Origin of the sequence: Sulfitobacter sp. G21635-S1, from assembly GCF_027213915.1 — a bacterium.
GTDB lineage: Bacteria > Pseudomonadota > Alphaproteobacteria > Rhodobacterales > Rhodobacteraceae > Sulfitobacter.
On the sequence record NZ_JAPWGV010000005.1, the window covers coordinates 16,003 to 41,332 of the forward strand.

Sequence of the window (25,330 nt, forward strand, 5' to 3'; positions counted from 1 at the left end):
CCTCAGATACATTTGAAATAGTCGAAGGGTTCAAGACAGGACTGGCAGCGCCATTGCGCCTTGCAGGGGGTGGACCCGAACTGGCTGATCTTTTCCACCTGGGTCGATTTGCAGCGCGGGCAGTGTTGCGGGCCACCGGCGGGCCGGGGCGGGGCGATGCCGTATTCCTCCAGCCTGGCCTTGCCCGTGTCGGTCAGCCAGTCGGTGGTCCAGGCCGGAGAAAGCTGCCGCTTCAGCGTCAGTTTCTCGATTCCCTTCGCGCGCAGGGCGGTTTCTATGTCCAGATTGATGATGCTGGTGGCCGGGCAGCCGGAATAGGTCGGTGTCACCGTGACCTCAAGTGTGTCGTCCCGCCATTGCACATCTCGGATGATGCCCAGATCGGTCAGGGAAATCACCGGGATTTCCGGGTCCGGCACGGCAGAAAGCCAGGACCAAACAGTCTCTAACGAGGGTTTTTCGGTTACCATGTGGCATCCGGGTAGGCCCGCTGCAGCCATTGCATCTGGGTCAGCATATGGCCCAGATGCTCGGTATGCCGCGCGCCTGATTTCCCGCCCTTGTGGGCAAAATCGTCTGCCGGTTTCTGCAATGTCGCCTCGGCCAGGACGGCATCAAGCATCGCGTCGTAACCGGGGCGCAGTGATGCCGGATCGGGTGCGATGCCCGCGCTGACCATCTCCTTGTCCACCGCGTCCGCGATGAACATTTCGCCCACAAAAGGATAGAGCCGGTCCAGCGCGGCCTGCATCCGCTTGTGGCTTTCTTCGGTCCCGTCGCCCAGGCCGATCACCGTATCGGTGGCCCGCTCAAGGTGATAGGTGACTTCCTTCACGGATTTCTCTGCAATCGCCGCAACCTGGTCGTTGCTGGAACCCATCAGCCCCTTGAGTTGCGCCAGATGCCAGCCGTCGAACAGGAACTGGCGCATCATGGTGCGACCAAAGTCACCGTTGGGCTGTTCGACCAGCAGCAGATTGCGGAAATCCCAGACATCCCGGTGAAAGGCGAGGCGGTCGGCATCGCGGTCCTTGTCCTCGACCTCGCCCGCCAGCCCGAGCCAAAGCTGCGTCTGCCCGATCAGATCCAGCGCCGTGTTGGCCAGCGCGATATCTTCCTCAAGCACGGGTGCAACGCCGCACCATTCAGAGATGCGATGCCCCAGGACCAGGGTGTTGTCGCCCATCCGGCAGAGATATTCAAAGAGGGCGTTGCTCACATCGCCCCCACTTCGTCTGGAATGTCAAAGAACGTCGGGTGACGATAGACCTTGTCGTTCGCCGGTTCATAAAGCGCGCCTTTCTCTTCCGGGGAAGAGGCGGCAATGGCGCTGGCCGGGACGGCCCAGATGCTGACACCCTCGTTGCGGCGTGTGTAAACGTCGCGCGCGTTCTTAATTGCGCCCTCTGCATCGGCGGCGTGAAGGCTGCCCACATGCCTGTGGCTCAACCCGTGCTGGCCGCGGATGAAGATTTCCCAAAGCGGCCATTCGGTTGCCCGTGCCTTGCCGTGGGGCGCGGCATCGGTGTCGGAATAGGGACTGGATTCGGGGCTGCTCATCTGGGCGTCCTCCTGTCAGGGGTGGCGTCAAAAGTTTTCGAAAACTTTTGACCAATTCCTTTCAAGGAATTGGTCACTCCGCCGCGATGGCGGTTTTGCGTTTCTTTTCAGCGTGGGCGAGCAGGCCTTCGCGCACCCAGCGGCCTTCGTCCCAGGCGCGGTTGCGGGCTTCCAGCCGTTCGGTGTTGCAGGGGCCATTGCCCTTGAGCACGTCAAAGAATTCGTCCCAGTCGGGTTCGGAGAATTCGTAATGCCCGGTTTCTTCGTTGAACTTCAGGTTCTCGTCGGGAATCGTGAGGCCCAGGTATTCGGCCTGCGGCGCGGTCTGATCGACGAATTTCTGGCGCAGCTCGTCGTTGGAGTTCATCTTGATCTTCCAGGCCATGGATTGCGCGGAATGCACCGATTCCGCATCCGAGGGGCCGAACATCATCAGTGATGGATACCAGAACCGGTTCAGCGCATCCTGTGCCATCTTGCGCTGTGCCTCGGTGCCCCTGGCCATCTTCATCATGATGTCGAAGCCCTGGCGCTGGTGAAAGGATTCCTCCTTGCAGATCCGCACCATAGCGCGGGCGTAGGGCCCGTATGATGTGCGCTGCAGCGGCACCTGGTTCATGATCGCGGCACCATCGACCAGCCAGCCGACGGCGCCCATGTCGGCCCATGTCAGGGTCGGATAGTTGAAGATCGACGAATACTTCATCTTGCCCGACAACAGGTCGCGGGTCAGCTGGTCGCGGGTCACGCCCAGCGTTTCCGCCGCGCAATAGAGGTAGAGGCCGTGACCGGCCTCATCCTGAACCTTGGCCAGCAGGATCGCCTTGCGCTCCAGCGTCGGGGCGCGGGTGATCCAGTTGCCCTCGGGCAACTGGCCGACGATTTCGGAATGGGCGTGCTGGCCGATCTGGCGGATCAGGTTCTTGCGATAGCCTTCCGGCATCCAGTCCTTCGGCTCGATCTTGCCGCCCGCGTTGATGCGTTCCTGAAAGGCGCGTTCATCCGGTTCCATATCGTCAAGGGATTTGACGCCTTCACCGGTAGACTTGATCATCTGTGCATACATAGAATCCGTCCTTTCAGGTTAACATTCAGCTTGTGCGTTCGAGGATCAGGGCGACACCCTGACCAACGCCCACACACATGGTACACAGGGCATAACGTCCGCCCGTGCGTTTCAGTTGCAAGGCAGCGGTCATCACAAGGCGCGCACCGGACATGCCCAGGGGATGACCGATGGCGATGGCCCCGCCATTGGCGTTCACATGCGGCGCGTCGTCCGCCACGCCGAGGGCGCGCAGGGTGGCGAGCCCCTGGGAGGCAAAAGCCTCGTTCAGTTCGATCACATCCATCTGGTCGATGGTCAGCCCGGCGCGGGCCAGCACCTTTTTGCAGGCGGGGATCGGGCCAATGCCCATGACGCGCGGTTCCACACCGGCGGCGGACATGGCGACGACACGGGCGATCGGCGTCAGGTTGTGATCCCTGGTGGCCTGTTCGGATGCAATCAGCAACGCCGCGGCACCGTCATTGACGCCAGAGGCGTTGCCGGCGGTCACGGTCAGATCCGGCCCGTTGATCGCGCGCAGCTTGCCCAGGGCTTCTGCGGTGGTCTGGGGACGCGGATGTTCGTCGCGGTCCACGACAATCGGGTCACCCTTGCGCTGGGGGATCGTGACCGGCGTGATTTCATCGGCAAAGACGCCAGCGGCATCTGCAGCAGCCCAGCGTTCCTGGCTGCGCAGGGCAAATGCATCCTGGTCGGCACGGCTGACGTCATGGTCGGCAGCGACATTGTCGGCGGTTTCGGGCATCGAGTCGACACCATATTGCGACTTCATCTTCGGGTTGACGAAGCGCCAGCCGATGGTCGTGTCATAGACAGCGTTGCTGCGTGAAAAAGCGGTTTCTGCCTTGGGCATCACGAAGGGCGCGCGCGTCATGCTTTCGACGCCACCGGCGATGGCAAGATCGATGTCGCCCGCGCGGATTGCACGCGCGGCAGAGCCAACGGCGTCCATGCCGGAGGCGCAGAGCCGGTTGATGGTTGCGCCCGGAACGTCGACGGGCAGCCCCGCCAGCAAGGCGGCCATACGCGCCACGTTCCGGTTGTCTTCGCCAGCCTGGTTGGCGCAGCCCATGATCACGTCATCGACGCGCGACCAATCCACATCCGGATTGCGCGCCATCAGTGCCGCGATGGGGGCCGCAGCCAGATCGTCAGCGCGGACGGATGCCAGTGCGCCACCGAAGCGGCCAATTGCCGTGCGTTGCGCGTCGCAGATGAAAGCCTGCATGTAGTTCTCCTCTTTGGTTGATTTTAACTCTGGTTGCGATTCGGAACAAGGTAAATGTTACTTGTTTGGTCATATCATGAGAATTAAGTAACATATTGGATCTGGACGTCCTGACACGGGCCCTGAAGGCCTGCGAGGACCGATATCAGCGCAACGATGGTCACCGCTGTCACAGGGTCCGGGACGATTGGGGGGAAAGTCAGCTGAAAAAGTGCGTTTCCGGTGCCGGACAGGCCATTGATAAAGCCGCCGCAAGCGGCACCGGTCACAAGACAGAGTTGGGGTGTCAGGGTCACGACGGAACCGCTTCCCTGACAACAGCTCAGAAGTCGAGGTTTTCGACGCTCAATGCATTTTGCTGGATGAACTCGCGGCGCGGTTCGACGACGTCGCCCATCAGTTTGGTAAACAGATCGTCGGCCTCTGCCATATCCTCGACCTTGACGCGCAGAAGGGTGCGCGCCTCCGGATCCAGGGTGGTTTCCCAAAGCTGGTCCGGGTTCATTTCACCCAGCCCTTTGTAGCGCTGCAGGGACAGGCCCTTTTCACCTTCGGCCAGGATCGCTTCCAGCAGGTCCATCGGGCCATGGATCAGTTGCGAGCGGTCCTTGCGCACCAGTGTGGCCGGCAGGTCATAGACATCCTGCAGGTGTTCGGTGAAGGTGCCGGATTTCCTGGCCTCGCCAGAGCGGAGCATCTTGCCGTCCAGTGTCCGCACTTCTTCGACGCCGCGCAGGATACGGGCCAGTTTGATGCCGTGGTCCTGGGTGATGCGGCCTTGCCAGCCGCGTTCGTATTCCAGCGCGATCAGGTCCAGACGTTTGGCGACCTTGTCCGCCACCCCTTGCAGATCGCGGTCCACCGCGCCGGGAACGAAGGCACCGGCGATGGCAGCCTGTTCCACGATATGGCGTGGATAATGTGTCGGGAAGGCTTCGAGAACGCGGCGCATCTGGCGTGCCAGATCGACCACCCGGGCGAGGTCCTGACCGATGATTTCCTCACCGTTGCCCTGACGCAGCATAGCCCCCTCGATGCCCTGTTCGATCAGGTATTCCTCCATCGCTGCCTGGTCCTTGAGGTAGACCTCGGACTTGCCGCGCGACACTTTGTAAAGCGGTGGCTGGGCGATGTAGAGATGACCATGTTCGATCAGTTCGGGCATCTGGCGGTAGAAGAATGTCAGCAGCAGGGTGCGGATATGCGCGCCGTCCACGTCGGCGTCGGTCATGATGACGATCTTGTGGTAGCGCAGCTTGCTCAGGTTGAATTCATCGCGTCCGATCCCGGTGCCGAGCGCCATGACCAGGTTGCCAATCTCCTGGCTGCCCAGCATCCGGTCGAAACGGGCACGTTCCACGTTGAGGATCTTGCCCTTGAGCGGCAGGATCGCCTGGGTCTGCCGGTCGCGGCCGGTCTGGGCCGATCCGCCGGCGCTGTCACCCTCGACAAGGAAGACTTCGGTCTTGGAAGGATCTTTCTCGGAGCAGTCCTTGAGCTTGCCGGCCAGGAAATTCACGTCCATCGCGGTCTTGCGGCGGGTGAGGTCGCGCGCCTTGCGCGCCGCCTCGCGGGCATGGGCGGCCTCGATGATCTTGCCAACGACGATCTTGGCCTCGTTCGGGTTCTCCTCGAACCATTCGGCCAGCTTTTCGTTCACCAGCCCTTCGACGGCGGGGCGCACCTCGGAAGAGACCAGCTTGTCCTTGGTCTGGCTGCTGAACTTGGGGTCCGGCACCTTGACGGACAAGACACAGGTCAGCCCTTCACGGGCGTCATCACCGGTGAAGTTGATCTTTTCCTTCTTCGCGATGCCGCTGGACTGGGCGTAGTTGTTAATGGTCCGGGTCAGGGCGCCGCGAAAGCCCGCCATATGGGTGCCGCCATCGCGCTGAGGGATGTTGTTGGTAAAGGGCAGGACGTTCTCGTGATAGCTGTCGTTCCACCACATCGCGACTTCGACGCCGATGTCGTCCTTTTCGCCGGTGATGAAGATCGGTTCGGGCATGACGGACGACTTGTGCCGGTCCAGGTACTTCACGAACTCTTTCACGCCACCTTCGTAAAACAGCTCCGTCTGCAGGGTTTCCACAGGCCGTTCGTCGCGCAGGATGATCCGCACGCCGGAGTTCAGAAAGGCCAGTTCGCGCAGGCGTTTTTCCAGCGTTTCAAAGCTGTATTCGAGGTTGGAGAAGGTGCTGGTCGACGCCATGAAGCGGACTTCGGTGCCGGTGCGGTCGGTGGGGCCAACCACGCTGAGATGCTCCTTGGTGAAGCCGCCCTCAAAGCGGGCCACATGTTCCTTGCCCTCGCGCCAGATCCGCAATTCCAGCCAGTCGGAAAGCGCGTTGACCACCGACACACCCACGCCGTGCAGGCCGCCCGACACCTTGTAGGAATTGCTGTCGAATTTGCCGCCTGCGTGCAGCTGGGTCATGATGACTTCGGCCGCCGACACGCCTTCGCCCTCGTGGATGCCGACGGGAATCCCGCGGCCATTGTCGCTGACGGAAACGGAGGAATCGTCGTGGATCGTGACGGTCACGGCGTCCGCGTGACCGGCCAGCGCCTCGTCAATGCCGTTGTCCACGACCTCGTAGACCATGTGGTGCAGACCAGAGCCGTCATCGGTATCCCCGATGTACATGCCGGGACGCTTTCGAACCGCCTCCAAGCCTTTGAGAACCTTGATGGAATTCGCGCCGTATTCTTCCGGCATCTGCTCAGTTTCGGACATTCAGGAAAACCTTTTTCTTTTGCCCGATTTATAGTGTTTTCAGCGAAGAATGTCACGCGCCTGACACAAGATTTTGTGTCAGATCAACGGGATCAAAAGGCCCACGCAGATCAGCAGCGAACCGGATACCACATTGATCCGGCGCAGGGTGCGGGGATTGGTCAGAAGGCTTCGGATATGACTGACGAATGCGGCCAGGGTCAGGTTGCCTATCAGGGGCACGACGACCGAAATCGCGACGATTGCAGCCAGGTCCTGCCAGGTGACATTGCGCAGGTCGAAGAAGCCCGGCAGGACGCCGACATAGAAAAGCACCGCTTTGGGATTGCCCAGGATCGCGATGACCCCGGCGACAAACCCGGCCCACATGCCAGGCCGTGTCAGGCGGCTGTCGCGGTCCGGTGCGGCATCCCGGTGGCGGATCAGCAGGAAGCCCATCACCAGAAAGACAAGGCAGGCCACAGCGCGCAGGACGACCATGAAGACATCGAATACCGCGAGAATCCAGGTAATCCCCAGCGCAGCCACCAGCGGCCAGAGCAGATCACCGATCGACACCCCCAGGGCCAGCGGCCAGGCCGCGCGAAAGCCGCCCGACATCGCCCGCGCCATCATCGCCACCATGACCGGGCCGGGGGTGACAAACAGCGCCACCATCGCACCGGCATAAAGCAGGAGGTCGTAATAAGGGATGGTCATCATGGTCTCCTGACCGCTGACACGCCGTCGACCTCTGTCACTTCCAGAATCTGGGCACGGTCGCCGAGTTCCGTGAACAGTTCCACCCCGGTTCCCGTCATCCAGGCTTGTGATCCCAGTGCGGTGATCTCGTCATACAGGGCCGCCTGGCGGGTTGTATCGAGGTGGGCTGCGACTTCGTCCAGCAGCAGCAGGGGCGGCGCGCCAAAGTCGGCTGCGAGGGCGCGGGCATTGGCGAGGATGAGCGAGACGAGCAGTGCCTTCTGCTCTCCGGTGGAGCAATCCCTGGCCGGGACATCCTTGGCTGCATAGACGCCATTCAGGTCCGCGCGGTGGGGGCCGATCAGGGTGCGTCCGGCGGTGAGGTCGCGCATCCGGTTGTCGGCCAATGCCTGGCGCAGGCCCTCTGCGGTGTCGGGCATGTCGCAGAGCAGTTCCAGCGTGGCGGTGGGAAATGCGGTTTCGGCCTGTTCCTGGGCCTGGGCGATGGCCTGCAGCGCGTTCAGCCTGTTGGCGTGGATCGCGGCACCCGCTTCGGCCATGGCGTTTTCCAGGGCCAGATACCAGGAGGGTTCGCGCACCATATCCTTGAGCAGCCGGTTGCGTTCACGCATCGCCTTTTCATAGCGCAGGGTCTGGTCCCCGTGATCGGGCAGGAAGCTGAGCGTCATGCGGTCCAGGAACCGCCTGCGGCCATCTGCGCCTTCGATCCAGAGCCTGTCCATTGCCGGCACCAGCCAGAGCACCCGCGCAATCCGGCCCAGCGTGTTCTGGGCAGTGGCCTTGGCATCTATCCGGGTCTGGCGCGCGGCCCCGTTTTCTGACCAGATTTCGACCTCATGCACCTGACGCTGTGCGTGCAGAATGCCGGTGACCTTCCAACCCAGCGCCTCGGGTCTGCGGGTCATGTCCTGCGCGCTGGAGCGGCGCAAGCCGCGTCCGGGAGAGAACAATGAGACCGCTTCGAGAATGTTGGTCTTGCCCGCCCCGTTTGGCCCGTGCAGCGCCACCGGGCGGGCGTCGCAGTCGATCACGCTGCGCCGGTGCGACCGGAAGTGGGACAATGTAAGTTGGGACAGGAACAATCCGGTCATGGGTCAGCGCCGATATTTTCAATAATATCGGGCCGGAGTTTTCGAAAACTCCGACGCGTCACACACGCATTGGCATGACGACATAGACGGCCGACATGTCATTGCCTTCGCGCATCAGTGTCGGGTCACCCGATGAGTTGAACAGGAACACGGCGTTCTCCCGGTCCACCTGGCTTGCGATCTCCAGCAGGTATTTCGCGTTGAACCCGATCTCCAGACGCTCGTCGCCGTAGGCCACGGCAAGCTCCTCCTCGGCGGCGCCGCTGTCAGGGGCATTCACCGAGAGGATCAGGCGATCTTCGTCCAGCTGCAGCTTGACCGCGCGGGAGCGTTCCGAACTGACAGTGGCGACCCGATCCACGGCCTGGGCGAATTCGGCGGCGTCCACTTCCATCTTGCGGGTGTTCCCCTGCGGGATCACGCGGGTGTAGTCGGGGAAGGTGCCGTCGATGACCTTGGAGGTCAGGGTGATCTCCGGTGTGGCAAAGCGGACCTTGGTCTCTGACACGGATACGGCGATTTTCATGTCGTCGTCTTCCAGCAGCTTGCGCAGTTCACCAACCGTCTTGCGGGGCACGATGACGCCGGGCATCTCTGCCGCCCCTTCGGGCATGTCGGCGTCGATCCGGGCGAGCCGGTGTCCGTCCGTGGCCACGCAGCGCAGCATCTTGCCGCCATCGCCGTCGGCGATATGCATATAGACGCCGTTCAGGTAATACCGGGTTTCTTCGGTGGAGATGGCGAATTTCGACTTGTCGAAAAGGCGGCGCAGCACGGGTGCGGGCGCGCTGAAGTTCGAAGCGTACTCAGACGATGCCATCACCGGAAAATCCTCGCGGGGCAGGGTGGCGAGGCTGAAATTGGAGCGGCCCGCTTCCACCGTCAGGCGGCCTGCCGCGGTGTCTGCGGTCAGGTTGATCAATGCGCCATCGGGCAGTTTGCGGACGATTTCATGCAGCAGGGTTGCCGATACCGTTGTGGCACCGGCGCGTTCCACCTGGGCGCCAACCTTGTCCACCACTTCGATATCCAGGTCGGTGGCGCGAAAGGACACGTCGCTGCCTTCGGCCTCGATCAGCACGTTGGCGAGGATCGGAATGGTGTTGCGCCGTTCGACAACGGATTGGGCCTGGCTGACCGCCTTGAGCAATGCGGCGCGTTCGATGCTGAATTTCATGATGGCTTCTCCGTCAGACCCGTCGGGAGGGGCAAACTACCCGGTTCCCTCGTTTTAACAAGACTTTTCATGCTTTGGCGGGCCAAATGCAAGAGGGGCCGCAAGGGCCCCTCAATCACCTGACAGCCGTGACATTGATACCGCGTTCAGGACTCCAGCGCGCGGCGCAGCAGTTGCAGATCTTCGGCGATCTGGTCATCCGTCGTTTTCAGCTCTTCGATCCGGCGGACGCCATGCATGACCGTGGTATGGTCACGCCCGCCAAACCGGCGCCCGATCTCCGGCAGGGAGCGGCTGGTCATCAGTTTGCACAGGTACATGGCCACCTGGCGCGGGCGGGCATAGCTGCGCAGCCGCTTCGGCCCGATCATGTCGCTCAGCCGGATATTGTAGTGCTCGGAGACCTTGCGCTGGATCTCCTCGACGGAAATCTTGCGTTCGGAATCGCGCAATACGTCCACCAGGCAGTCCTGGGTCAGCTCCATGTTGATCTCGCGACCGACAAGGGAGCCGAAGGCGAACAGACGTGTCAGGGCGCCTTCAAGGACCCGGACGTTGGAGGTGATCCGGTGGGCGAGGAATTCAAGCACGCCATCCTCGACCTCAAGGTCGGGATAGTTTTCGCGCTGCCCTTCGACTTTGCTTTGCAGGATGCCCAGGCGCAGTTCGTAGTCTGTGGGGTGCAGGTCCACGACCAGACCGCATTGCAGCCGGGATTTCACACGGTCTTCCAGATCCTTGATCTCGCCGGGTGCGCGATCGGCAGAGATGATGATCTGCTTTCGCTGGTCTACAAGGGCGTTGAAGGTGTGAAAGAATTCTTCCTGGGTACTGTCCTTGCCGGCAATGAACTGGACGTCATCGACCATCAGCACATCAACGGAGCGGAAAATTTCCTTGAAGTCCATCATCTTGCGGTCACGCAAGGCCTGAACGAAACGATACATGAACTGTTCGGCCGACAGATAAAGGACGTTCATCTGGGGTTTCTGTTCGGCCAGTTCGCGGGCGATGGCATGCATCAGGTGGGTCTTGCCCAGGCCGACGCCACCATAGAGAAACAGCGGGTTGAAGGTCACGGGGCCGCCCTCGGCCACCCGTTTGGCGGCTGCATGGGCCAGTTCGTTGGGTTTGCCGACGACAAAATTGTCAAAGCTGAACCTGGGGTCGAGGGGGGCTGTTGCCATGACGCTGGTGGCGCTGGCCGTGGCGGCAACGGCGGGTTTGCGGGGCGGGTCCGAAGGTTTGGCGGCGTCATTTGCAACGCGGGGCTGCAGCGCGAAATTCAGGCGGGAAACCTCGATGCCCTCGGCGTTGATCTCATGCAGGATCAGATCCGAAAAATTCTGGCTGACGTAGTTGCCGAAAAAGTTTGTCGGGACATGCAATGTCGCGATTCCGCTTGCCACCTTGCCCGCAACCATCGGTTCAATCCAGGTTGTGAAGTTGTTCTGTCCAACTGTTTTCAGCAGCCTTTGTCTGATCTCGCCCCATTGATCCTGCGTCATTTTTTCTAACTCGTCCCCAGCCAGGTTTCTAACAAGCGCCGGAGCAGTCCGGCACTACACACAATCCAGAACACAGATCGATTGTCCGGTCCCAAACGGAAACCGACCCAAGCATCTGGACCTTTCAAACAAGGATTTCGCCAATCGATGCAGCCAGGTGCATCGGTCTTGGCAAAAGCCGTCCGTATCAAAACGAACAGGGCAAACGCGCTAGCAGCAGCATTCGCAATACGGGTGTGACGTGACCAAACCACATCCACCCGCGTCCCAAAATAGATACTATCCGATTCCGAAAGTGCCTATTTACAGGGCCTGTCCCCCCACGCGAAATGAATCGCTCTATGTAGGTAGCAAGGACAGAGGCCGCGCTTCAACATATCTTCCGACTTGACTCACTTTTTTGTCGGGAAAGAATCTATGTTGGTTTTTTGAGACCTCAGACACGAAAAAAGGCGCCGCTATGCGACGCCTTTTGATTCAAGCAGATAGTCGATTCGGTTCGCGAGAACCCTGAAAATCAACCCAGAGCTTTGACCCGTGCCGCGAGGCGCGACATTTTTCTCGATGCGGTGTTTTTATGAAACACACCCTTTGTCACACCGCGCATCAGCTCGGGCTGTGCTGTTTTCAGCGCTTCGGTCGCTGCTGTCTTGTCGCCGGAAGCGATCGCTTCTTCGACCTTGCGCAGATATGTGCGGATGCGCGAACGACGCGCCTTGTTGATCTGGAAACGCTTTTCGTTCTGACGTGCGCGCTTCTTGGATTGTTCTGTGTTTGCCATGAGGATCAGCCTTCGGGTTTTTCAATTTCGGTTCAAGGCGCGTGACGCCAAACCCGTGCCGGATGTACCGGGAAGGTGATTCTAGCCTGAGCGGGCTGCACGCGCATGTATCGGGCGGGCTATAGCGGGAAATGCAGCCGGTTGTAAAGACATCGGAACGTCAGACCGCAACGGCGCGGCGGCGTTCAGGCAATTGCAAGGCACCGGCCGGTTGGCGGGCCATCCGAAGCAGGACGGCCTTATTTGTCTCTGAACTGTGCTTCGCGCTTTTCAAGGAAGGCGGACATGCCTTCGTTCTGGTCCTCGGTCGCGAACAGCGAGTGGAACATCCGGCGTTCAAACAACAGCCCTTCGCGCAGCGGCACTTCGTAGGCGCGGTTGACCGCCTCCTTGACCACCATGACGGAGATCATGGATTTCTCCGCGATCTTTGCGGCGGCGCTCATGGCTTCTTCCATCAGCTTCTTTACCGGGACAACCCGCGAGACCAGGCCGGAACGTTCGGCCTCTTCTGCATCCATGAAGCGGCCGGTCAGGTTCATGTCCATCGCCTTGGATTTGCCGACAAGGCGGGTCAGCCGCTGGGTGCCGCCGATCCCGGCCACGACGCCAAGGTTGATCTCGGGCTGGCCGAACTTCGCGGTCTCGGAGCAGATGATGAAGTCGCACATCATCGCCAGCTCGCAGCCGCCACCCAGCGCATAGCCGGATACGGCAGCGATGATGGGCTTGCGGACGCGCATGATCTGTTCGGTTTCGGGTGTGAAAAGATCTCCGGAAAAGGCTTCGACGAATGTCTTGTCGCGCATCATGGCGATATCGGCACCGGCGGCGAAAGCCTTTTCAGAGCCGGTGATGATGATGCAGCGGACCTTTTCATTGTCCTGCGCACCCTTCAGCGCGTCGGCAAGCTCGGACATCAGAACATCGTTCAACGCGTTCAGGGCATCAGGTCTGTTCAGCGTGACAAGCGCCACATGGTTTTCCACATCCACGATGATCGTTTCGTATGCCATCAGAGGGTCTCTCTATCGTTGCGCTCAGGTCGCCACGCATAACACGGGCAAAATACGTTTCAAGCTATCTTTGACATTCACCGCAATAGAACGAAGAGCGTCCGGACTGCACGATGCGTCTTATGACCTGGCCGCAGCCCGGCGTGCGACAGGGGGCGTTTTCGCGCCCGTAGACATCGAAATTGTGCTGGAAATACCCCAGTTCGCCATCCGCCTGACGAAAGTCGCGCAGGGAGGATCCGCCAGCCTCAATCGCCTCTGAAAGCACGTTGCGGATGATCGGAACCAGGGTGGCAATCCGCGCGGCCGAGATACGGCCGGCCTTGCGTGCGGGATGGATGCGGGCGCGGTAAAGCGCTTCGCAGACATAGATATTTCCCAATCCCGCGACGATGCGCTGATCCAGCAGCGCGGATTTGATCGGCGTGTTGCGCCCCTTGAGCGCGGCAATCAGATGCGCCTCGCTGAAGGTGTTGCCCAGAGGTTCCGGCCCCAGAATGGCCAGCAGCTTGTGCTGATCGGCCCGGGCGGTCTGCATCAGGTCCATCGCGCCAAAGCGGCGCGGGTCGTTGAAGGTGATCCGCGCACCATTGGCCATGTGCAGCACCACGTGGTCGTGTTTTTCGGGCGCGGGATGGCTGTGCACGAACTGGCCCAGCGGGTCACCGGAAACCAGCATGCGGCCCGACATCCCGAGGTGGATCAACAGCGATTCCCCCGATGCGAGATCGGCCAGTATGTATTTCGACCGGCGGCGCAGACGCTCGACCATCTGCCCTGTCAGCCTTTCGGCCATTCCGGCGGGAAAGGGCCAGCGCAGGTCGGGGCGGTTCACCTGCGCCCGTTCGATCACAACGCCCTCCATCGCCGGGGCAAGGCCGCGGCGCACGGTTTCGACTTCTGGCAGTTCGGGCATCTGGCCTCCTTTTCACGGGCAGTCGGGGCCTGCGGCAATTGGCGGTTTGTATCCCGCGTGTCTAGGCTATATCTCCGCCTTGATAATATCGGGACGCTGAACATGACAGACAAGACCACGCATTTCGGCGCGCAGACCGTGCGCGAAGATGACAAGGCCGGAATGGTCCGCAACCTGTTTTCCGATGTGGCGAACAAATATGACATCATGAACGATGTGATGAGCATGGGCATCCACCGCATCTGGAAAGAGGCGATGATGGATTGGCTTGCCCCGCGCGCCGGGCAGCGGCTGCTGGATGTGGCGGGTGGCACGGGTGACGTTTCGTTCAAGTTCCTCAAACGCGCAGGGCAGGGGCATGCCACCGTCTGCGACCTGACCGAGGGGATGCTGGTCGAGGGGCGCAAGCGCGCCGAGGCAGAGCAATTGGCCGACAGTCTGGACTGGGTTGTCGGCGACGCGATGAACCTGCCCTTCGACGACAACAGCTTTGACGTCTATACCATCAGCTTTGGCATTCGGAACGTGACGCGCCCGCAAGAGGCGCTGAACGAGGCCTACCGCGTGCTGCGCCCCGGCGGGCGGCTGATGGTGCTGGAGTTCAGCCAGCTGCCGAACCCGATGATGCAAAAGGCCTATGATCTTTACAGTTTCAACGTGATCCCGCGCATGGGGCAGGTCATAGCCAACGACCGCGACAGCTATCAGTACCTGGTGGAATCGATCCGCAACTTCCCCGACCAGGAGACGTTTCTGGACATGGTCCGCGCCGCGGGATTCGAACAGGCCAAGTACCGAAATCTGACCATGGGCATTGCCGCCCTGCATTCAGGCTGGAAGCTTTAGGTGCGTGGGCCCCATAACATATGGCGGTTGATCCGCACCGGTGCCACGCTTGAGCGGACAGGTGCGATGAACCTGGTGCTGGATGCCTTCGAGGCGACGCCGACCCTTCGGTTTGTGGCCCGTGCGCTTGGCCTGCCGTTCAAATGGCTGGGCTACAAGGGCGATCCGTCGATGCCGCCCGCGACCCGCGCGCTGACGGCGCTGGGACCGGCCTACATCAAGTTCGGGCAGGTCCTGTCCACCCGTCCCGATGTGGTGGGCGATGAGCTTGCGGTGCAATTGCGCGTGTTGCAGGACAAGCTGCCGCCCTTTTCCATCGAAGAAGCCAAGGCCGAGGTGGAGCGTGAGCTGGGCGAGCCGGTGAGTGATCTGTTCTCCGATTTCAGCGAATCGGTGGCCGCGGCCTCCATCGCGCAGGTGCACAAGGCGACATTGGCGGATACGGGCGAGCAGGTTGCGGTCAAGGTGTTGCGCCCGAACATCGAACGCGCCTTCCGCAAGGATGTCGATGCCTTCTATCTGGCGGCCCGCATGGTTGAAATGTTCTCTCCCGGTTCGCGCCGCCTGCGCCCGATGGATGTGATCGAGCATTTCGATGGCGTTGTGCGGGGCGAGCTGGATCTGAGGCTGGAAAGCGCTGCGGCGTCGGAATTCGCCGCCAACACCAAGGATGATGAAGGATTCCAGCTACCTGCAATCAAGTGGAACCTTTCGGCGCGGCGGGTGATGACCCTGGGTTGGGCGGATGGCGTGTCGATGGGCGACAATGACGCCATTGATGCCGCCGGCCATGACAGGGTCGCGCTGAGCAACCGGGTGCTGCAATTGTTCCTGAACCATGCGCTGCGCGACGGCTTCTTTCACGCCGACATGCACCAGGGGAACCTCAAGGTGGCGCCGAACGGCGATATCATCGCCTATGATTTCGGGATCATGGGCCATATCGACGCCTATACCCGCCGCGTCTATGCCGAGATCCTCTATGGATTCATCCGCCGCGATTACATGCGCGTGGCCAAGGTACATTTCGAGGCGGGATATGTGCCTGCCGACAAGGACGTCGACGAATTCGCCCGCGCCCTGCGCGCGGTGGGCGAGCCGATCTTTGGCATGGATGCCACGCGGATTTCCATGGCGCGGCTGTTGACCTATCTCTTTGAAGTGACCGAGCGGTTCGGGATGGAAACCCGGACCGAACTGATCCTGCTGCAACGGACGATGGTGGTGGTCGAAGGGGTTGCACGCTCGTTGAACCCGCACATCAACATCTGGGAAGTGGCCAGCCCGATCGTGACCAATTACATTTCCAAATCCATCGGACCCAGGGCGCTGCTCAGCGATCTTGCCGGCACGGCGCAGGTGCTGGCGCGGTTTGGTCCACGGTTGCCGGGTCTGGTGGAAGCGGCGCTTTTGCGGCAGAGCAACGAGACGACGATTGTGCGCCCGCCGCGCAAACGCTGGATCGCCCTGTCCGCGCTGGGCGGGGCCGCCGCAATGGCGGGCCTGATCGTTCTGGTTGAAGCCCTGACCTGATCCGTCGCACCCTGCGACAGACAAATACAAGAGACCGCGCGATGAGCCCTACGATGAAACTGGCCACAGGCAGTATTGCGATTGGCATTGTCGTGCTGCTGCTCAAGGTGATTGCCTATTGGATTACCGGTTCTGTCGCGCTGTTTTCCGATGCTCTGGAAAGCACCGTGAACGTGGCCACGGCCATTGCCGCACTGATCGCGATCCGGATTGCGGCGCGGCCCCCGGATTCGAACCATCCCTTCGGTCATCACAAGGCCGAGTTCTTCAGCGCGGTACTGGAGGGGGTGATGATCATCGTCGCCGCCCTGATCATCCTGAACCAGGCCTATGCCGCCTTCGCATCCCCCCGTGAGCTGGATGCGCCGATCGAGGGGCTGTTGATCAATCTTGGTGCCACCGCGCTTAACGGTGTCTGGGCCTGGCTGCTGGTGACGCGGGGGCGTCGCTACAAATCGCCCGCGCTGGTGGCGGATGGCAGGCATCTGTTTACCGATGTGCTGACGTCATTCGGCGTTGCATTCGGGATATTGCTCGCTTTTGCCACCGGCCTTTGGGTGCTTGACCCGTTGATGGCGGTGGTGGTGGCGCTGAATATCCTTTGGTCCGGCTCGAAGGTGGTCAAGGAATCGCTGAGCGGTCTGATGGACGAAGCGGTGCCGGAGAGCGAGCTGGACCAGATCAGGGAAATCATCGCGACCGAAGCGGGCGGCGCGACGCAGGCACACGACCTGCGCACCCGGCACGCTGGCGCGATCACCTTTATCGACTTTCATCTCGTGGTGCCGGGAGAGACCTCCGTCTTTGAGGCGCATGAGATTTGCGACCGTGTGGAGAACAGGTTGCGGTCCGAACTTGGCGAGGCGCAGATCACCATTCACGTGGAGCCCGAGCACAAGTCGAAGAGCACGGGCATTTTCATCGTCGATTGAGCATATGCTGTTCGCAGCTCAGCGCCGGACATGAAAAGGCCCCCGCCGGTGCGGAGGCCTTCTGTTTTGTCGTCAGATCATTCGGTCCAGCGAACGGCCGTCAGGTCGGTCGCCTGTGTCGGGGCGTTTTCCCACAGGCCTTCGATCCCGGCTTTGGCCACCGTCGGCAAGGCCAGCTGGAACAGGTAGCCATTCACGTAATCCTCCGAGATCATCCGCTGCGCATCACCCAGCATCTGGTTCCGCTTGTCCGGGTCGGTGGTGCGGTTCAGATCGGCCATCAGCGCTTGCAGATCGGGGTTGTCATACTGGAAATAATAGTCGGGATTGGCATAGATCCCGATGTCCATCGGCTCGGTATGGCTGACGATGGTCAGGCCGAAATCCTTGCCCTTGAACACGGTTTCCAGCCATTGCGCCCATTCGACGTTGGTGATTTCCGCCTTGATGCCCACTTCGGCAAGCTGCGCCGCGATGATCTCTCCGCCGCGCCGGGCGTAGGAGGGGGGCGGCAGGTGCAGCGTGGTTTCGAAACCGTCAGGGAAGCCTGCTTCGGCCAACAGCGCCTTGGCCTTTTCGGGGTCATATGCGCTCAGCGAGGTCAGATCGACATAGGCCGGGTTGTGCGGGGCGAAATGTGTGCCGATGGGCGTGCCAAGGCCGAACATCGCGCCGTCGATGATCGCCTGCCGGTCAATCGCATGGGCCATCGCCTCGCGCACTTTTACGTTGTCAAAAGGCGCGCGGGTGTTGTTGGTGGAGAGAATAGTCTCACCCTCGGTCGATCCTACGATCACCTGAAAGCGCGGATCAGCCTCGAACTGGGGCAGGTTTTCCGGCGCAGGGAAGCCCGCGAAGACATCGGCATCCTCGGCCATCATCGCGGCAAAGGCGGCGGTGGGGTCGGAGATGAACTTGAACGTTGCCGATTCAAGTTGCGCGGGCGTGCCCCAGTAATCGGGGTTCTTCGACAGTACGATCTTGTCGCCCTGTGTCCAGCTGTCGAACTTGAAGGCGCCGGTCCCGATCGGCTGCTGTTTGATGTTGTCGATGCTTTCGGGTGCCACGATCACCGCGTCACCCCATGCAAGGTTGAACAGCATGCTGCCGTTCTGCTCGCTCAGCTTGACCTCGACCGTCGCGGGGTCGATCACGTTGACTTCGGAAATGGCTGAGTAAAGCGCCTTTTGCGCATTTGCGCTGTCCTCGGCATTGATGCGGTCGAGGCTGAATTTCACATCCTCTGCGTCCATGGCGGTGCCGTCGTGAAAGGTGACGCCTTCGCGCAGCTTGAAAGTATAGGTCAGCCCGTCTTCGGAAATTTCCCAGCTTTCGGCGAGGCCCGGCACGACGGAGCCGTCGGACATGAAGCGCGTCAGCCCCTCGAACACATTGGAATAGAGCACGGAATCGATGGCCCCGGCAGCAGCTGATGTGGGGTCAAGGTGAGGTGGCTCAAGTTGCAGCGCGACAGTGATGTCGTCCTTGGCAACAGCCGCGCCTGCCATCAGGGCGGCGGTGCTGACGCCAAGCAGCAAGTGGCGAAGGTGGAACATGGGTGGTCTCCCTTTTGATTATGGTGAAAGGCTAGCCAAATCGCAGACTTCTTGCCAGCGTTCTTAATCGGTCAATTGCCATTCATTCTCGGAGCGCTTAGTCAGCGACCTTTGATTCAGGGGCGGGCGGCGGCATGTCAGCGACATTGGGTATAGATTTCGGCACATCGAATTCTGCCGCCGGGATCCTCGTGGATGGCAGACCGCATTTGATTCCGCTGGAAGCAGATGCGCAGACCTTGCCGACAGCGGTCTTTTTCGATTTCGAGGCGGGTCAGATGGTGGTGGGCGAGCGGGCGAGCGCCGCCCTGCTTGCGGGTGATGAGGGGCGCTACATGCGCGGGCTGAAAAGCCTGCTGGGCACAAGGCTGATGCGCGAAAGCAGGATGCTGCTGGGTGAGCGGCTGGATTTCATCGACATCGTTGCGCGGTTCCTGGCCGAGCTGAAATCAAGGGCCGAGGCGGCAACCGGATTTCAGTTTGATCGGGCGCTTTCCGGGCGACCGGTCCGGTTTCATTCCGCTGATGCCAGGCGCGACGCCCAGGCATTGCTGGACCTGACAGAAGCCTACCGCCGCGCCGGGTTTGCAGAGGTGCGGTTCATGAACGAGCCGGAGGCGGCGGCGCTGGCAAACCGCGAGGTGCTGGCCCCCGGCGATCTGGCGTTGATCGTGGACATCGGTGGCGGCACGTCGGATTTCACGCTGTTCCGGCAGAAGGGCACGGCAGAGATCGAAATTCTGGCCAGCCACGGCGTTCGCATCGGCGGCACCGATTTCGACCGCCATCTGAGTATCGGGCGGGTCATGCCGCAGCTCGGCATGGGCAGTCCGATCCGCCATGCCTTTGGCGATGACACGCATATCGCGCCGAATGCCATCTTCAATGACCTCGCCACCTGGGCCAAGATCCCGTTTCTCTATGGCCCCGATACCCGAAAGGCGGCGGCGGAGCTGGAGAAATTTGCGGTGCATCCCAAGAGGCTGGGCCGTCTGGTCAAGGTGCTGGAAGATGAATTGGGCCATGATCTCGCCTTTGCCGTCGAGGCGGGAAAGATCATGGCGAATACGCCGGGGGTCGCCGACCCGGTGGTCAAGGTCGGGATGCTGAAACCCGGCGCCACATTGCCCTTGCCTGCGGATTGGATGACGGCACGGCTGGCCCCGCTCGCGGATGAGATCGGCGCGGCGGCTTCTGATGCGATGGCCACGGCAGGGGTTGCGCCGGAACAGGTCGACAAGGTGATCTTTGTCGGCGGCTCCAGCCTGATGCAGGTGGTCGAAAACGCCCTGCGCATGCGTCTTCCGAATGCCGAGATCCACCGGGGTGCGGCGCTGACGGCGATTGTCGATGGTCTGGCCATCGGCGCCGCGACCGCCTTTGACGGCTAGCCTTTCAGCAGCAGGCTTTCCATCGCGGCACCCATGACCATGGCACTGTCGATCATGTCATCTATGCCGATCCATTCGTCGGGTTTGTGGGCCAGTTCCAGCACCCCCGGCCCGTAGGCGATGCAGTTCTTCAGGGTGCCGATCCGGTCGATGTGTTTCTGGTCATAGCTGCCGGGCGAGGCGACATATTCAGGCGCCTTGCCCATGACCTGTTCGATGGCGTCTGCCACGGTGCGAACCACCGGCGCGTCACGGTCCGTCATGGAAGGCAGGACCGAGTTCCGCTCGGTCAGTTCAAAGTCAAAATTGGCGCGTGTGGCGCGCAGCCCTTCCAGCAGATCCATGACCTCACTCCGGACTTGGTCCAGGGGCTCTTCGATCAGGAACCGCCGGTCGATCACGATGCGGCAGCTGTCGGGGACGCAATGGGCCTGCAGGCCGGTGAAACCTTCCTCCGGTTCGGCCTCTCCGCCGTGGATGGAGTTGATGTTCATCGTCGATTGCCGCGCGCCCTCTGGCACGACCGGCATGTCGGTATAGCGGGCAGCCATCGCGGGAAACAGCTTGTCCTCGAACTCCTGCAGGACCGCGCCCATGTGGCGGACGGCGCAGTCGCCCAGAAATGGCATCGCACCATGGGCGATTTCGCCCTTTGTCTCGATCTCGGCCCACCAGCCACCGCGATGGCCCAGGCAGATGCGGTCCTTGTTCAGCGGTTCGGGGATGATGACGTGCTGAACGCGGCTCGGGTTGAAATAGCCCTGCTCCGCCAGGTAGGCGACGCCGCCGTAGCCGCCGGTTTCCTCGTCTGCAGTACCTGAAATCTCAATCGCACCTGCGAAGTCGGGATGCGTTTCGATAAAGGCCTCGGCCGCGATGATGGAGGCGGCCAGCCCGCCTTTCATGTCGCATGCACCGCGTCCGTAAATCTTGCCATCGGCGATGTCCCCGCCGAAGGGATCGAAAGTCCAGCCCGCGCCGACCTCCACCACGTCCGTGTGGCTGTTGAAGTGGATGCAGTCGCCGGGCCGCGTACCCTCGCGCCGGGCGACGATGTTCCAGCGCGGATATTTGTCGCTGTCGCCAGGGGTGCCGGTGGCGCGGATCAGTTCCGTCTCGAAACCATGCTTGCGCAGGCGATTGTCCAGATATTCGCAGATCAGGCGATAGTCCCGGCCCGGCGGATTCAGGGTGGGAATGCGGATCAGGTCCCGGGTCAGCGCGATGAGGTCATCACGCTTGGCAGAGATGGCAGTGCGGAGCGATGTGTTCATACCAGCATCGTTCACTGGTCTGAGACGATTGGCAAGGTCATCTCTTGCATGGCCAGCAACAGCGCCCGGACTTCCGCGAGGGTGTTGTAGTGACAAAGCGAGACACGCACCGCAGCGTCAAGGCCAAGCGGGGTCAGGACATTCCCCGAATAGTGATCGGCGCGGCGGATGTGGGTGCGGATTCCGTTGTCGTTCAAATTCGCCACGATCCGGTCGGCGGGAAGCCGGTCAAGCGCAAAGCAGACAAGTCCCTCGCGATCTTCATTTTCGGCCCCGCCCAGTATCGTGACACCCGGCAGCGAGGTAAGTCCGGGCAGGTTGCCCAAGCCATAGAGCAGGGCATCCGTCAGCGCCTTTTCATGGGCATGGATGCTGGCACCGGCAGCGATGATCCGGCTGCGGGTGTCGGTCTTGTCCGATACCTCGCCACCCAGCCAATCCAGATAGCGCACGACATCTGAGAACGTGGCGTAGGCTCCGGTGTCGCGGGTGCCCATTTCCCAGTTGCCCTGAGGTCCGCCCGCAAGCGTCTCGATCTTGAGCGCGGTCAGCCTGTCGGAGGCCCAGGCCACGCCATAGCCGTGCCGGGAGAACATCTTGTAAGGCGAGACGACATAGCCGTCGATGTCATAGGCGGCGATGTCGACCTGCCCGTGGCTGGCGTGCTGGATGCCGTCCACGATGATGAAGGCATCCGGTGCCTCGGCGCGGATCGCCCTGGCGATGGCGGCCACATCGTTGGCAATACCTGTGACAGGCGAGGTGTGCAGGATGGTCGCCACAGTGACATCTTCGCGCATGACATCGCGATAGGCGGAGGCCGTGACCTGGCCGGTCGCGTCGTCATGCGGCACACTGAGGTATTCAACACCCGCTTGCTGCGCCCAATGCTGTGCCGCGCTGCGGGACGCGGGATGCTCGACCGTTGATCCGATCACCGCGCCGCGGTTTGCAGGCCCCATGATCGCGGTCCGTATCAGCCTGAACAGCAGTTCGGTCCCCGATTCACCGACAAAGAAGCGGCCCGAGTCTGCGTTGAAGAACAGGGCCATGTCCGCCTTGGCGTCGGCGATAACCTTTACCAGTGCGGCAGAGGCCGGGTTGTCCCGGCCCTGATTGTCCGGGATCGCAGCGAACTTTGCAGAAGTCTCCACCACGGATTTCAGGGTAAGCGCGCCGCCCGCGTTCTCGAAGAAGATGCGCGGCCCCGAGAACGGGCAGGTATCGACATGTGCAAATCTTGCACGGATTTCATCGCTAAGACGGTCGGAGTGAGGTTTCATGGATTCTTCCTTTGCTGAGCATTGTTTTGAAAGCTCCACGCGGCAGGTGCAAGAAGGCTAATTGCGCAAAGGCGCTGTCCGCATCGAAGAACTGCACTAGTTCCCACAGAAATCGGTTTAAAGGATGATCGCCATGGCGCCACTGATACGGCATCACCCCAGTGAAAAAGAATTCGAAGACGCGGCGGAAGAGAAATCGGTCCACGAAGCGGCGGCATTGTCGCCGCGGATGATCTATGAGGTCATCCGGCGGGATGGTGAAGAGGAACTGGCCCGCACCAAGAGATCCCTGATCTGGTCAGGCATCGCCGCGGGCATGCTGATCAGCCTCTCGGTGCTGGGCGAGGCGATATTCAGGGCGCATCTGCCTGATGCGTCCTGGCGGCCACTGCTGGAGAATCTGGGCTATTCGCTGGGCTTTCTGGCCGTGATCATGGGCCGAATGCAATTGTTCACGGAAAATACCATCACGACAGTTCTGCCGATCATGCATCAAAGGTCCGTGCATTCGCTGCTCTGCATGGCGCGGCTGTGGACGATCGTGCTGACCGCGAATGTCATCGGAGCCTTTGCGGCGGCGTCGCTCTTCGTCTTTACTCCGGCCATTCCGGGCGAGACGATGGCGGCCATCCTGGCGCTGTCGGAACATGCCACCGGGATGCCCGCATCGGAAAGTTTCTGGCGCGCCATTCCCGCAGGGGTGATTGTCGCCCTTATCGTCTGGATGCTGCCGCAGGCGGACGAAGCGGCGTTTTTCCTGATACTGACGTTCACATGGCTGATCGCTGCGGGTGATTTCACGCATATTGTTGCCGGGTCCGTCGAAATGGCCGTGTTGCTGTTGCGTGGCGAGCTTGCCGGCATGCAGGCAATCTTCGGGTTTTTCGTGCCGGTTCTTGCTGGTAACATCATCGGTGGGACGATTATCTTCACCCTCGTCGCATGGGGGCAGGTGCGCGACGATGTTGAGGAAGGATAGCTTATGGGAACGCTCAAACTGCCGAGAAGCCCCCGATTGTATTGGGAGGCATTCAAGGCGAGCCTGAGCCATGTCGCGGAAAACGACCTTTCCCTTGTCTCTGCCGGCGTCGCCTTCTTTGCAATGTTATCGTTGTTTCCGGCTCTTGCTGCTGTCATCGCCATTCTGGGGCTCATCTCGGACCCGGCAGTTGTCCTGCCGCAGCTTGAGGACATGCGCAGTTTCCTGCCCAACGATGTCTATGAGATCATAAATGGTCAGGTCACGTCGCTGATCACCGCCAGCAGCGAAACGCTGGGCTGGGCGGGGCTTTTGTCACTGTTCTTTGCCCTATGGTCAGCACGGGCAGGTGTCGGCGCGATGATGGTCGGACTCAACAACGTCTATAAACAACGAAACCGGAACACGGCCTGGCATTATTTGCGTGCGCTCATGCTGACGGTCATGCTGGTTGTGGTTGCAATCGTCGCGATGCTGGCGCTTGTCGTGACGCCGGTTGTGTTGGCGTTCTTTCCCTTGGGTCCCTTCGGGACATTGGTGGTCGAACTGATCCGCTGGGTGATCGCAATTGCCGTTCTGTTCGCCGGTGTCGGCGTGCTTTATCGGTTCGGCCCGAACCGGAAGGCGGCGCGGTTGCCCTGGCTGTCTGCCGGTGCCGTTCTTGCGGTTGTCGCCTGGGCGATCCTGTCTTTCGGCTTTTCCTATTACGTGGCGAATTTTGGCAATTACAATCAGGTTTACGGGTCCATCGGCGCGGTAATCGCGATGCTGATCTGGCTGTGGATCTCTAGCTTTCTGGTGTTGTTCGGGGCCTCACTGAATGCCCAGATCGAACTGCGGACCTGGGAGGATTCAACCGTCGGCCCATCCAGACCCATGGGGCAGCGTGGCGCGGTCGTGGCAGATGAAATCGTGGAAGTCTCCGAGTAGATCAGGGCCTAACCACCGGGATGTCAAATTACATGAGCGGTCTGGGCCGGAGTGCGTGAAAGGATGTCATTCCAAGCCTGGCCAATTCTTCAGGTTGCATGATGTGCAGTGACCCGTTGCTCCAGGAAACCAACTGCGCCTCTCTCAGCTTGGCGAGCGTCTTGTTGGTGTGAACAAGGGAAAGACCCAGCGCATCGGCAAGATCACGCTGGGTATAGGGCAGCGCCATCTGATTGTTTTCGACCATGCCCAGCGCCAGACCGCGCTGGTAGACCTTGATCAGCGCCCAGGCCAGGGATTGCGTGGCAGTGCGCTGGCCCAGCGTCGCGACTGTTTCACCCAGGAAATGTTCCTCGATTGCTGCAAGCCAGGTGATGTCAAAGGCGCGGCTGGGGTGGGACCGGAAAAAGTTCCAGAATTCAGAGCGGTCGAAGACACAGAGCCGCATGCGCGTCCGCGCTTCGACGGAATGCCCCATCTTTCCCATCAGGCCGGCCTGTAGGCCAAGGAATTCTCCGGGAAAAACGAAGCTCACCACCTGACGCTCTCCGTTTTCCAGCATTTTGTCGCGGATACCCATGCCTGACAAAACCGTGAACAGCTGGGGTGCGTTCGATCCTTCCATCAGAATCGGCGTGCCGGGGTCGATGGTCAGTTCACCGGCTTTGAATTTCTGCATGAAATCGACTTCGTCCGAGGAAAGAGCGATAAAAAGGTCCTTTTGCCTGAGCGGACAATTCTTGCATTTGGTCGCCATTCGATCACTACCTCGTTATGTCATAGTTTAATGCAGTGTAGGATGCTCTGCTGTATGTCGTGGT

23 protein-coding genes are annotated in these 25,330 nt (G+C 60.9%); 6 read left to right on the plus strand and 17 right to left on the minus strand.

What is annotated here, in order from left to right:
* Positions 1 to 2: 2 nt before the first annotated feature.
* The 13 genes from paaD to mutM form a co-directional block, all read right to left on the minus strand.
* Complete coding sequence (gene paaD / locus O4H53_RS06930; protein WP_269362453.1) at positions 3 to 470, minus strand: 1,2-phenylacetyl-CoA epoxidase subunit PaaD; 468 nt, start codon at positions 468 to 470, stop codon at positions 3 to 5.
* Positions 464 to 1,186 (minus strand): 1,2-phenylacetyl-CoA epoxidase subunit PaaC, encoded by a 723-nt coding sequence (gene paaC, locus O4H53_RS06935; protein ID WP_269362719.1) that lies wholly within the window; start codon positions 1,184 to 1,186, stop codon positions 464 to 466. Before paaC ends, paaD begins: the two co-directional genes overlap by 7 nt.
* Before the next feature lie 29 nt (positions 1,187 to 1,215).
* Positions 1,216 to 1,560 (minus strand): 1,2-phenylacetyl-CoA epoxidase subunit PaaB, encoded by a 345-nt coding sequence (gene paaB, locus O4H53_RS06940; RefSeq protein WP_082899434.1) that lies wholly within the window; start codon positions 1,558 to 1,560, stop codon positions 1,216 to 1,218.
* Between the two features lie 73 nt (positions 1,561 to 1,633).
* The gene (gene paaA / locus O4H53_RS06945) at positions 1,634 to 2,626 is read right to left on the minus strand and encodes a 1,2-phenylacetyl-CoA epoxidase subunit PaaA (RefSeq protein ID WP_269362454.1); all 993 of its coding nucleotides are present in this window, start codon (positions 2,624 to 2,626) and stop codon (positions 1,634 to 1,636) included.
* 25 nt (positions 2,627 to 2,651) lie between these two features.
* Positions 2,652 to 3,857, minus strand: a complete 1,206-nt coding sequence (pcaF, locus tag O4H53_RS06950) for a 3-oxoadipyl-CoA thiolase (RefSeq protein WP_269362456.1) — start codon at positions 3,855 to 3,857, stop codon at positions 2,652 to 2,654.
* Between the two features lie 322 nt (positions 3,858 to 4,179).
* The gene (gene gyrB, locus O4H53_RS06955; RefSeq protein ID WP_269362458.1) at positions 4,180 to 6,594 is read right to left on the minus strand and encodes a DNA topoisomerase (ATP-hydrolyzing) subunit B; all 2,415 of its coding nucleotides are present in this window, start codon (positions 6,592 to 6,594) and stop codon (positions 4,180 to 4,182) included.
* A gap of 78 nt (positions 6,595 to 6,672) precedes the next feature.
* Entirely contained in the window at positions 6,673 to 7,293 is a 621-nt protein-coding gene (locus O4H53_RS06960; RefSeq protein WP_269362460.1) for a LysE family translocator, read from the minus strand.
* On the minus strand, positions 7,293 to 8,387 hold the full coding sequence (recF, locus tag O4H53_RS06965) for a DNA replication/repair protein RecF (RefSeq protein WP_269362462.1): 1,095 nt from the start codon (positions 8,385 to 8,387) through the stop codon (positions 7,293 to 7,295). The genes O4H53_RS06960 and recF overlap by 1 nt, the downstream gene beginning before the upstream one ends.
* Before the next feature lie 58 nt (positions 8,388 to 8,445).
* The gene (dnaN, locus tag O4H53_RS06970) at positions 8,446 to 9,564 is read right to left on the minus strand and encodes a DNA polymerase III subunit beta (protein ID WP_114273943.1); all 1,119 of its coding nucleotides are present in this window, start codon (positions 9,562 to 9,564) and stop codon (positions 8,446 to 8,448) included.
* 146 nt (positions 9,565 to 9,710) lie between these two features.
* Positions 9,711 to 11,072 (minus strand): chromosomal replication initiator protein DnaA, encoded by a 1,362-nt coding sequence (dnaA, locus tag O4H53_RS06975; protein WP_114273942.1) that lies wholly within the window; start codon positions 11,070 to 11,072, stop codon positions 9,711 to 9,713.
* Between the two features lie 517 nt (positions 11,073 to 11,589).
* Positions 11,590 to 11,853, minus strand: a complete 264-nt coding sequence (rpsT, locus tag O4H53_RS06980) for a 30S ribosomal protein S20 (protein ID WP_269362465.1) — start codon at positions 11,851 to 11,853, stop codon at positions 11,590 to 11,592.
* 239 nt (positions 11,854 to 12,092) lie between these two features.
* Complete coding sequence (locus O4H53_RS06985) at positions 12,093 to 12,869, minus strand: enoyl-CoA hydratase (protein WP_114273940.1); 777 nt, start codon at positions 12,867 to 12,869, stop codon at positions 12,093 to 12,095.
* Between the two features lie 64 nt (positions 12,870 to 12,933).
* Positions 12,934 to 13,785 carry a bifunctional DNA-formamidopyrimidine glycosylase/DNA-(apurinic or apyrimidinic site) lyase gene (gene mutM / locus O4H53_RS06990; protein WP_269362468.1) on the minus strand — a complete coding sequence of 284 codons (852 nt, stop codon included), beginning with the start codon at positions 13,783 to 13,785 and terminating at the stop codon, positions 12,934 to 12,936.
* Between the two features lie 102 nt (positions 13,786 to 13,887).
* Here mutM and ubiE point away from each other — a divergent pair, with 102 nt between their 5' ends.
* Genes ubiE through O4H53_RS07005 form a run of 3 tightly spaced genes read left to right on the plus strand, consistent with a single transcriptional unit; the run spans position 13,888 to position 17,096 of the window.
* Positions 13,888 to 14,631, plus strand: coding sequence for a bifunctional demethylmenaquinone methyltransferase/2-methoxy-6-polyprenyl-1,4-benzoquinol methylase UbiE (gene ubiE, locus O4H53_RS06995; protein WP_269362469.1), 744 nt, complete (start codon positions 13,888 to 13,890; stop codon positions 14,629 to 14,631).
* Entirely contained in the window at positions 14,632 to 16,164 is a 1,533-nt protein-coding gene (gene ubiB, locus O4H53_RS07000) for a 2-polyprenylphenol 6-hydroxylase (protein WP_269362470.1), read from the plus strand. It begins immediately after the preceding gene.
* Between the two features lie 41 nt (positions 16,165 to 16,205).
* Complete coding sequence (locus O4H53_RS07005; RefSeq protein WP_269362471.1) at positions 16,206 to 17,096, plus strand: cation diffusion facilitator family transporter; 891 nt, start codon at positions 16,206 to 16,208, stop codon at positions 17,094 to 17,096.
* A 77-nt stretch (positions 17,097 to 17,173) separates the two neighbouring features.
* On the opposite strand, the gene O4H53_RS07010 is transcribed toward O4H53_RS07005, so the two are convergent.
* Positions 17,174 to 18,652: an ABC transporter substrate-binding protein gene (locus O4H53_RS07010; protein ID WP_269362472.1), complete on the minus strand. Its 1,479-nt coding sequence runs from the start codon at positions 18,650 to 18,652 to the stop codon at positions 17,174 to 17,176.
* Positions 18,653 to 18,786: 134 nt separating this feature from the next.
* Here O4H53_RS07010 and O4H53_RS07015 point away from each other — a divergent pair, with 134 nt between their 5' ends.
* Positions 18,787 to 20,043, plus strand: coding sequence for an Hsp70 family protein (locus O4H53_RS07015; RefSeq protein WP_269362473.1), 1,257 nt, complete (start codon positions 18,787 to 18,789; stop codon positions 20,041 to 20,043).
* Here O4H53_RS07015 and O4H53_RS07020 read toward each other — a convergent pair.
* Both O4H53_RS07020 and O4H53_RS07025 read right to left on the minus strand, forming a co-directional pair.
* Positions 20,040 to 21,317 carry an acetylornithine deacetylase/succinyl-diaminopimelate desuccinylase family protein gene (locus tag O4H53_RS07020; RefSeq protein ID WP_269362474.1) on the minus strand — a complete coding sequence of 426 codons (1,278 nt, stop codon included), beginning with the start codon at positions 21,315 to 21,317 and terminating at the stop codon, positions 20,040 to 20,042. The genes O4H53_RS07015 and O4H53_RS07020 overlap by 4 nt on opposite strands.
* Before the next feature lie 11 nt (positions 21,318 to 21,328).
* Complete coding sequence (locus tag O4H53_RS07025) at positions 21,329 to 22,600, minus strand: aminotransferase class V-fold PLP-dependent enzyme (RefSeq protein ID WP_269362475.1); 1,272 nt, start codon at positions 22,598 to 22,600, stop codon at positions 21,329 to 21,331.
* 133 nt (positions 22,601 to 22,733) lie between these two features.
* On the opposite strand from O4H53_RS07025, the gene O4H53_RS07030 reads away from it, so the two are divergent.
* Together O4H53_RS07030 and O4H53_RS07035 are read left to right on the plus strand one after the other, a co-directional pair.
* The gene (locus O4H53_RS07030) at positions 22,734 to 23,579 is read left to right on the plus strand and encodes a formate/nitrite transporter family protein (RefSeq protein WP_269362476.1); all 846 of its coding nucleotides are present in this window, start codon (positions 22,734 to 22,736) and stop codon (positions 23,577 to 23,579) included.
* Positions 23,580 to 23,582: 3 nt separating this feature from the next.
* A complete protein-coding gene (locus O4H53_RS07035) occupies positions 23,583 to 24,509 on the plus strand; it encodes a YihY/virulence factor BrkB family protein (protein ID WP_269362477.1) in 927 nt (308 codons plus the stop codon).
* Between the two features lie 28 nt (positions 24,510 to 24,537).
* Here the strand turns inward: O4H53_RS07035 and O4H53_RS07040 are convergent, their stop codons facing one another.
* Positions 24,538 to 25,266, minus strand: coding sequence for a Crp/Fnr family transcriptional regulator (locus O4H53_RS07040; protein WP_269362478.1), 729 nt, complete (start codon positions 25,264 to 25,266; stop codon positions 24,538 to 24,540).
* Between the last annotated feature and the right edge of the window lie 64 nt (positions 25,267 to 25,330).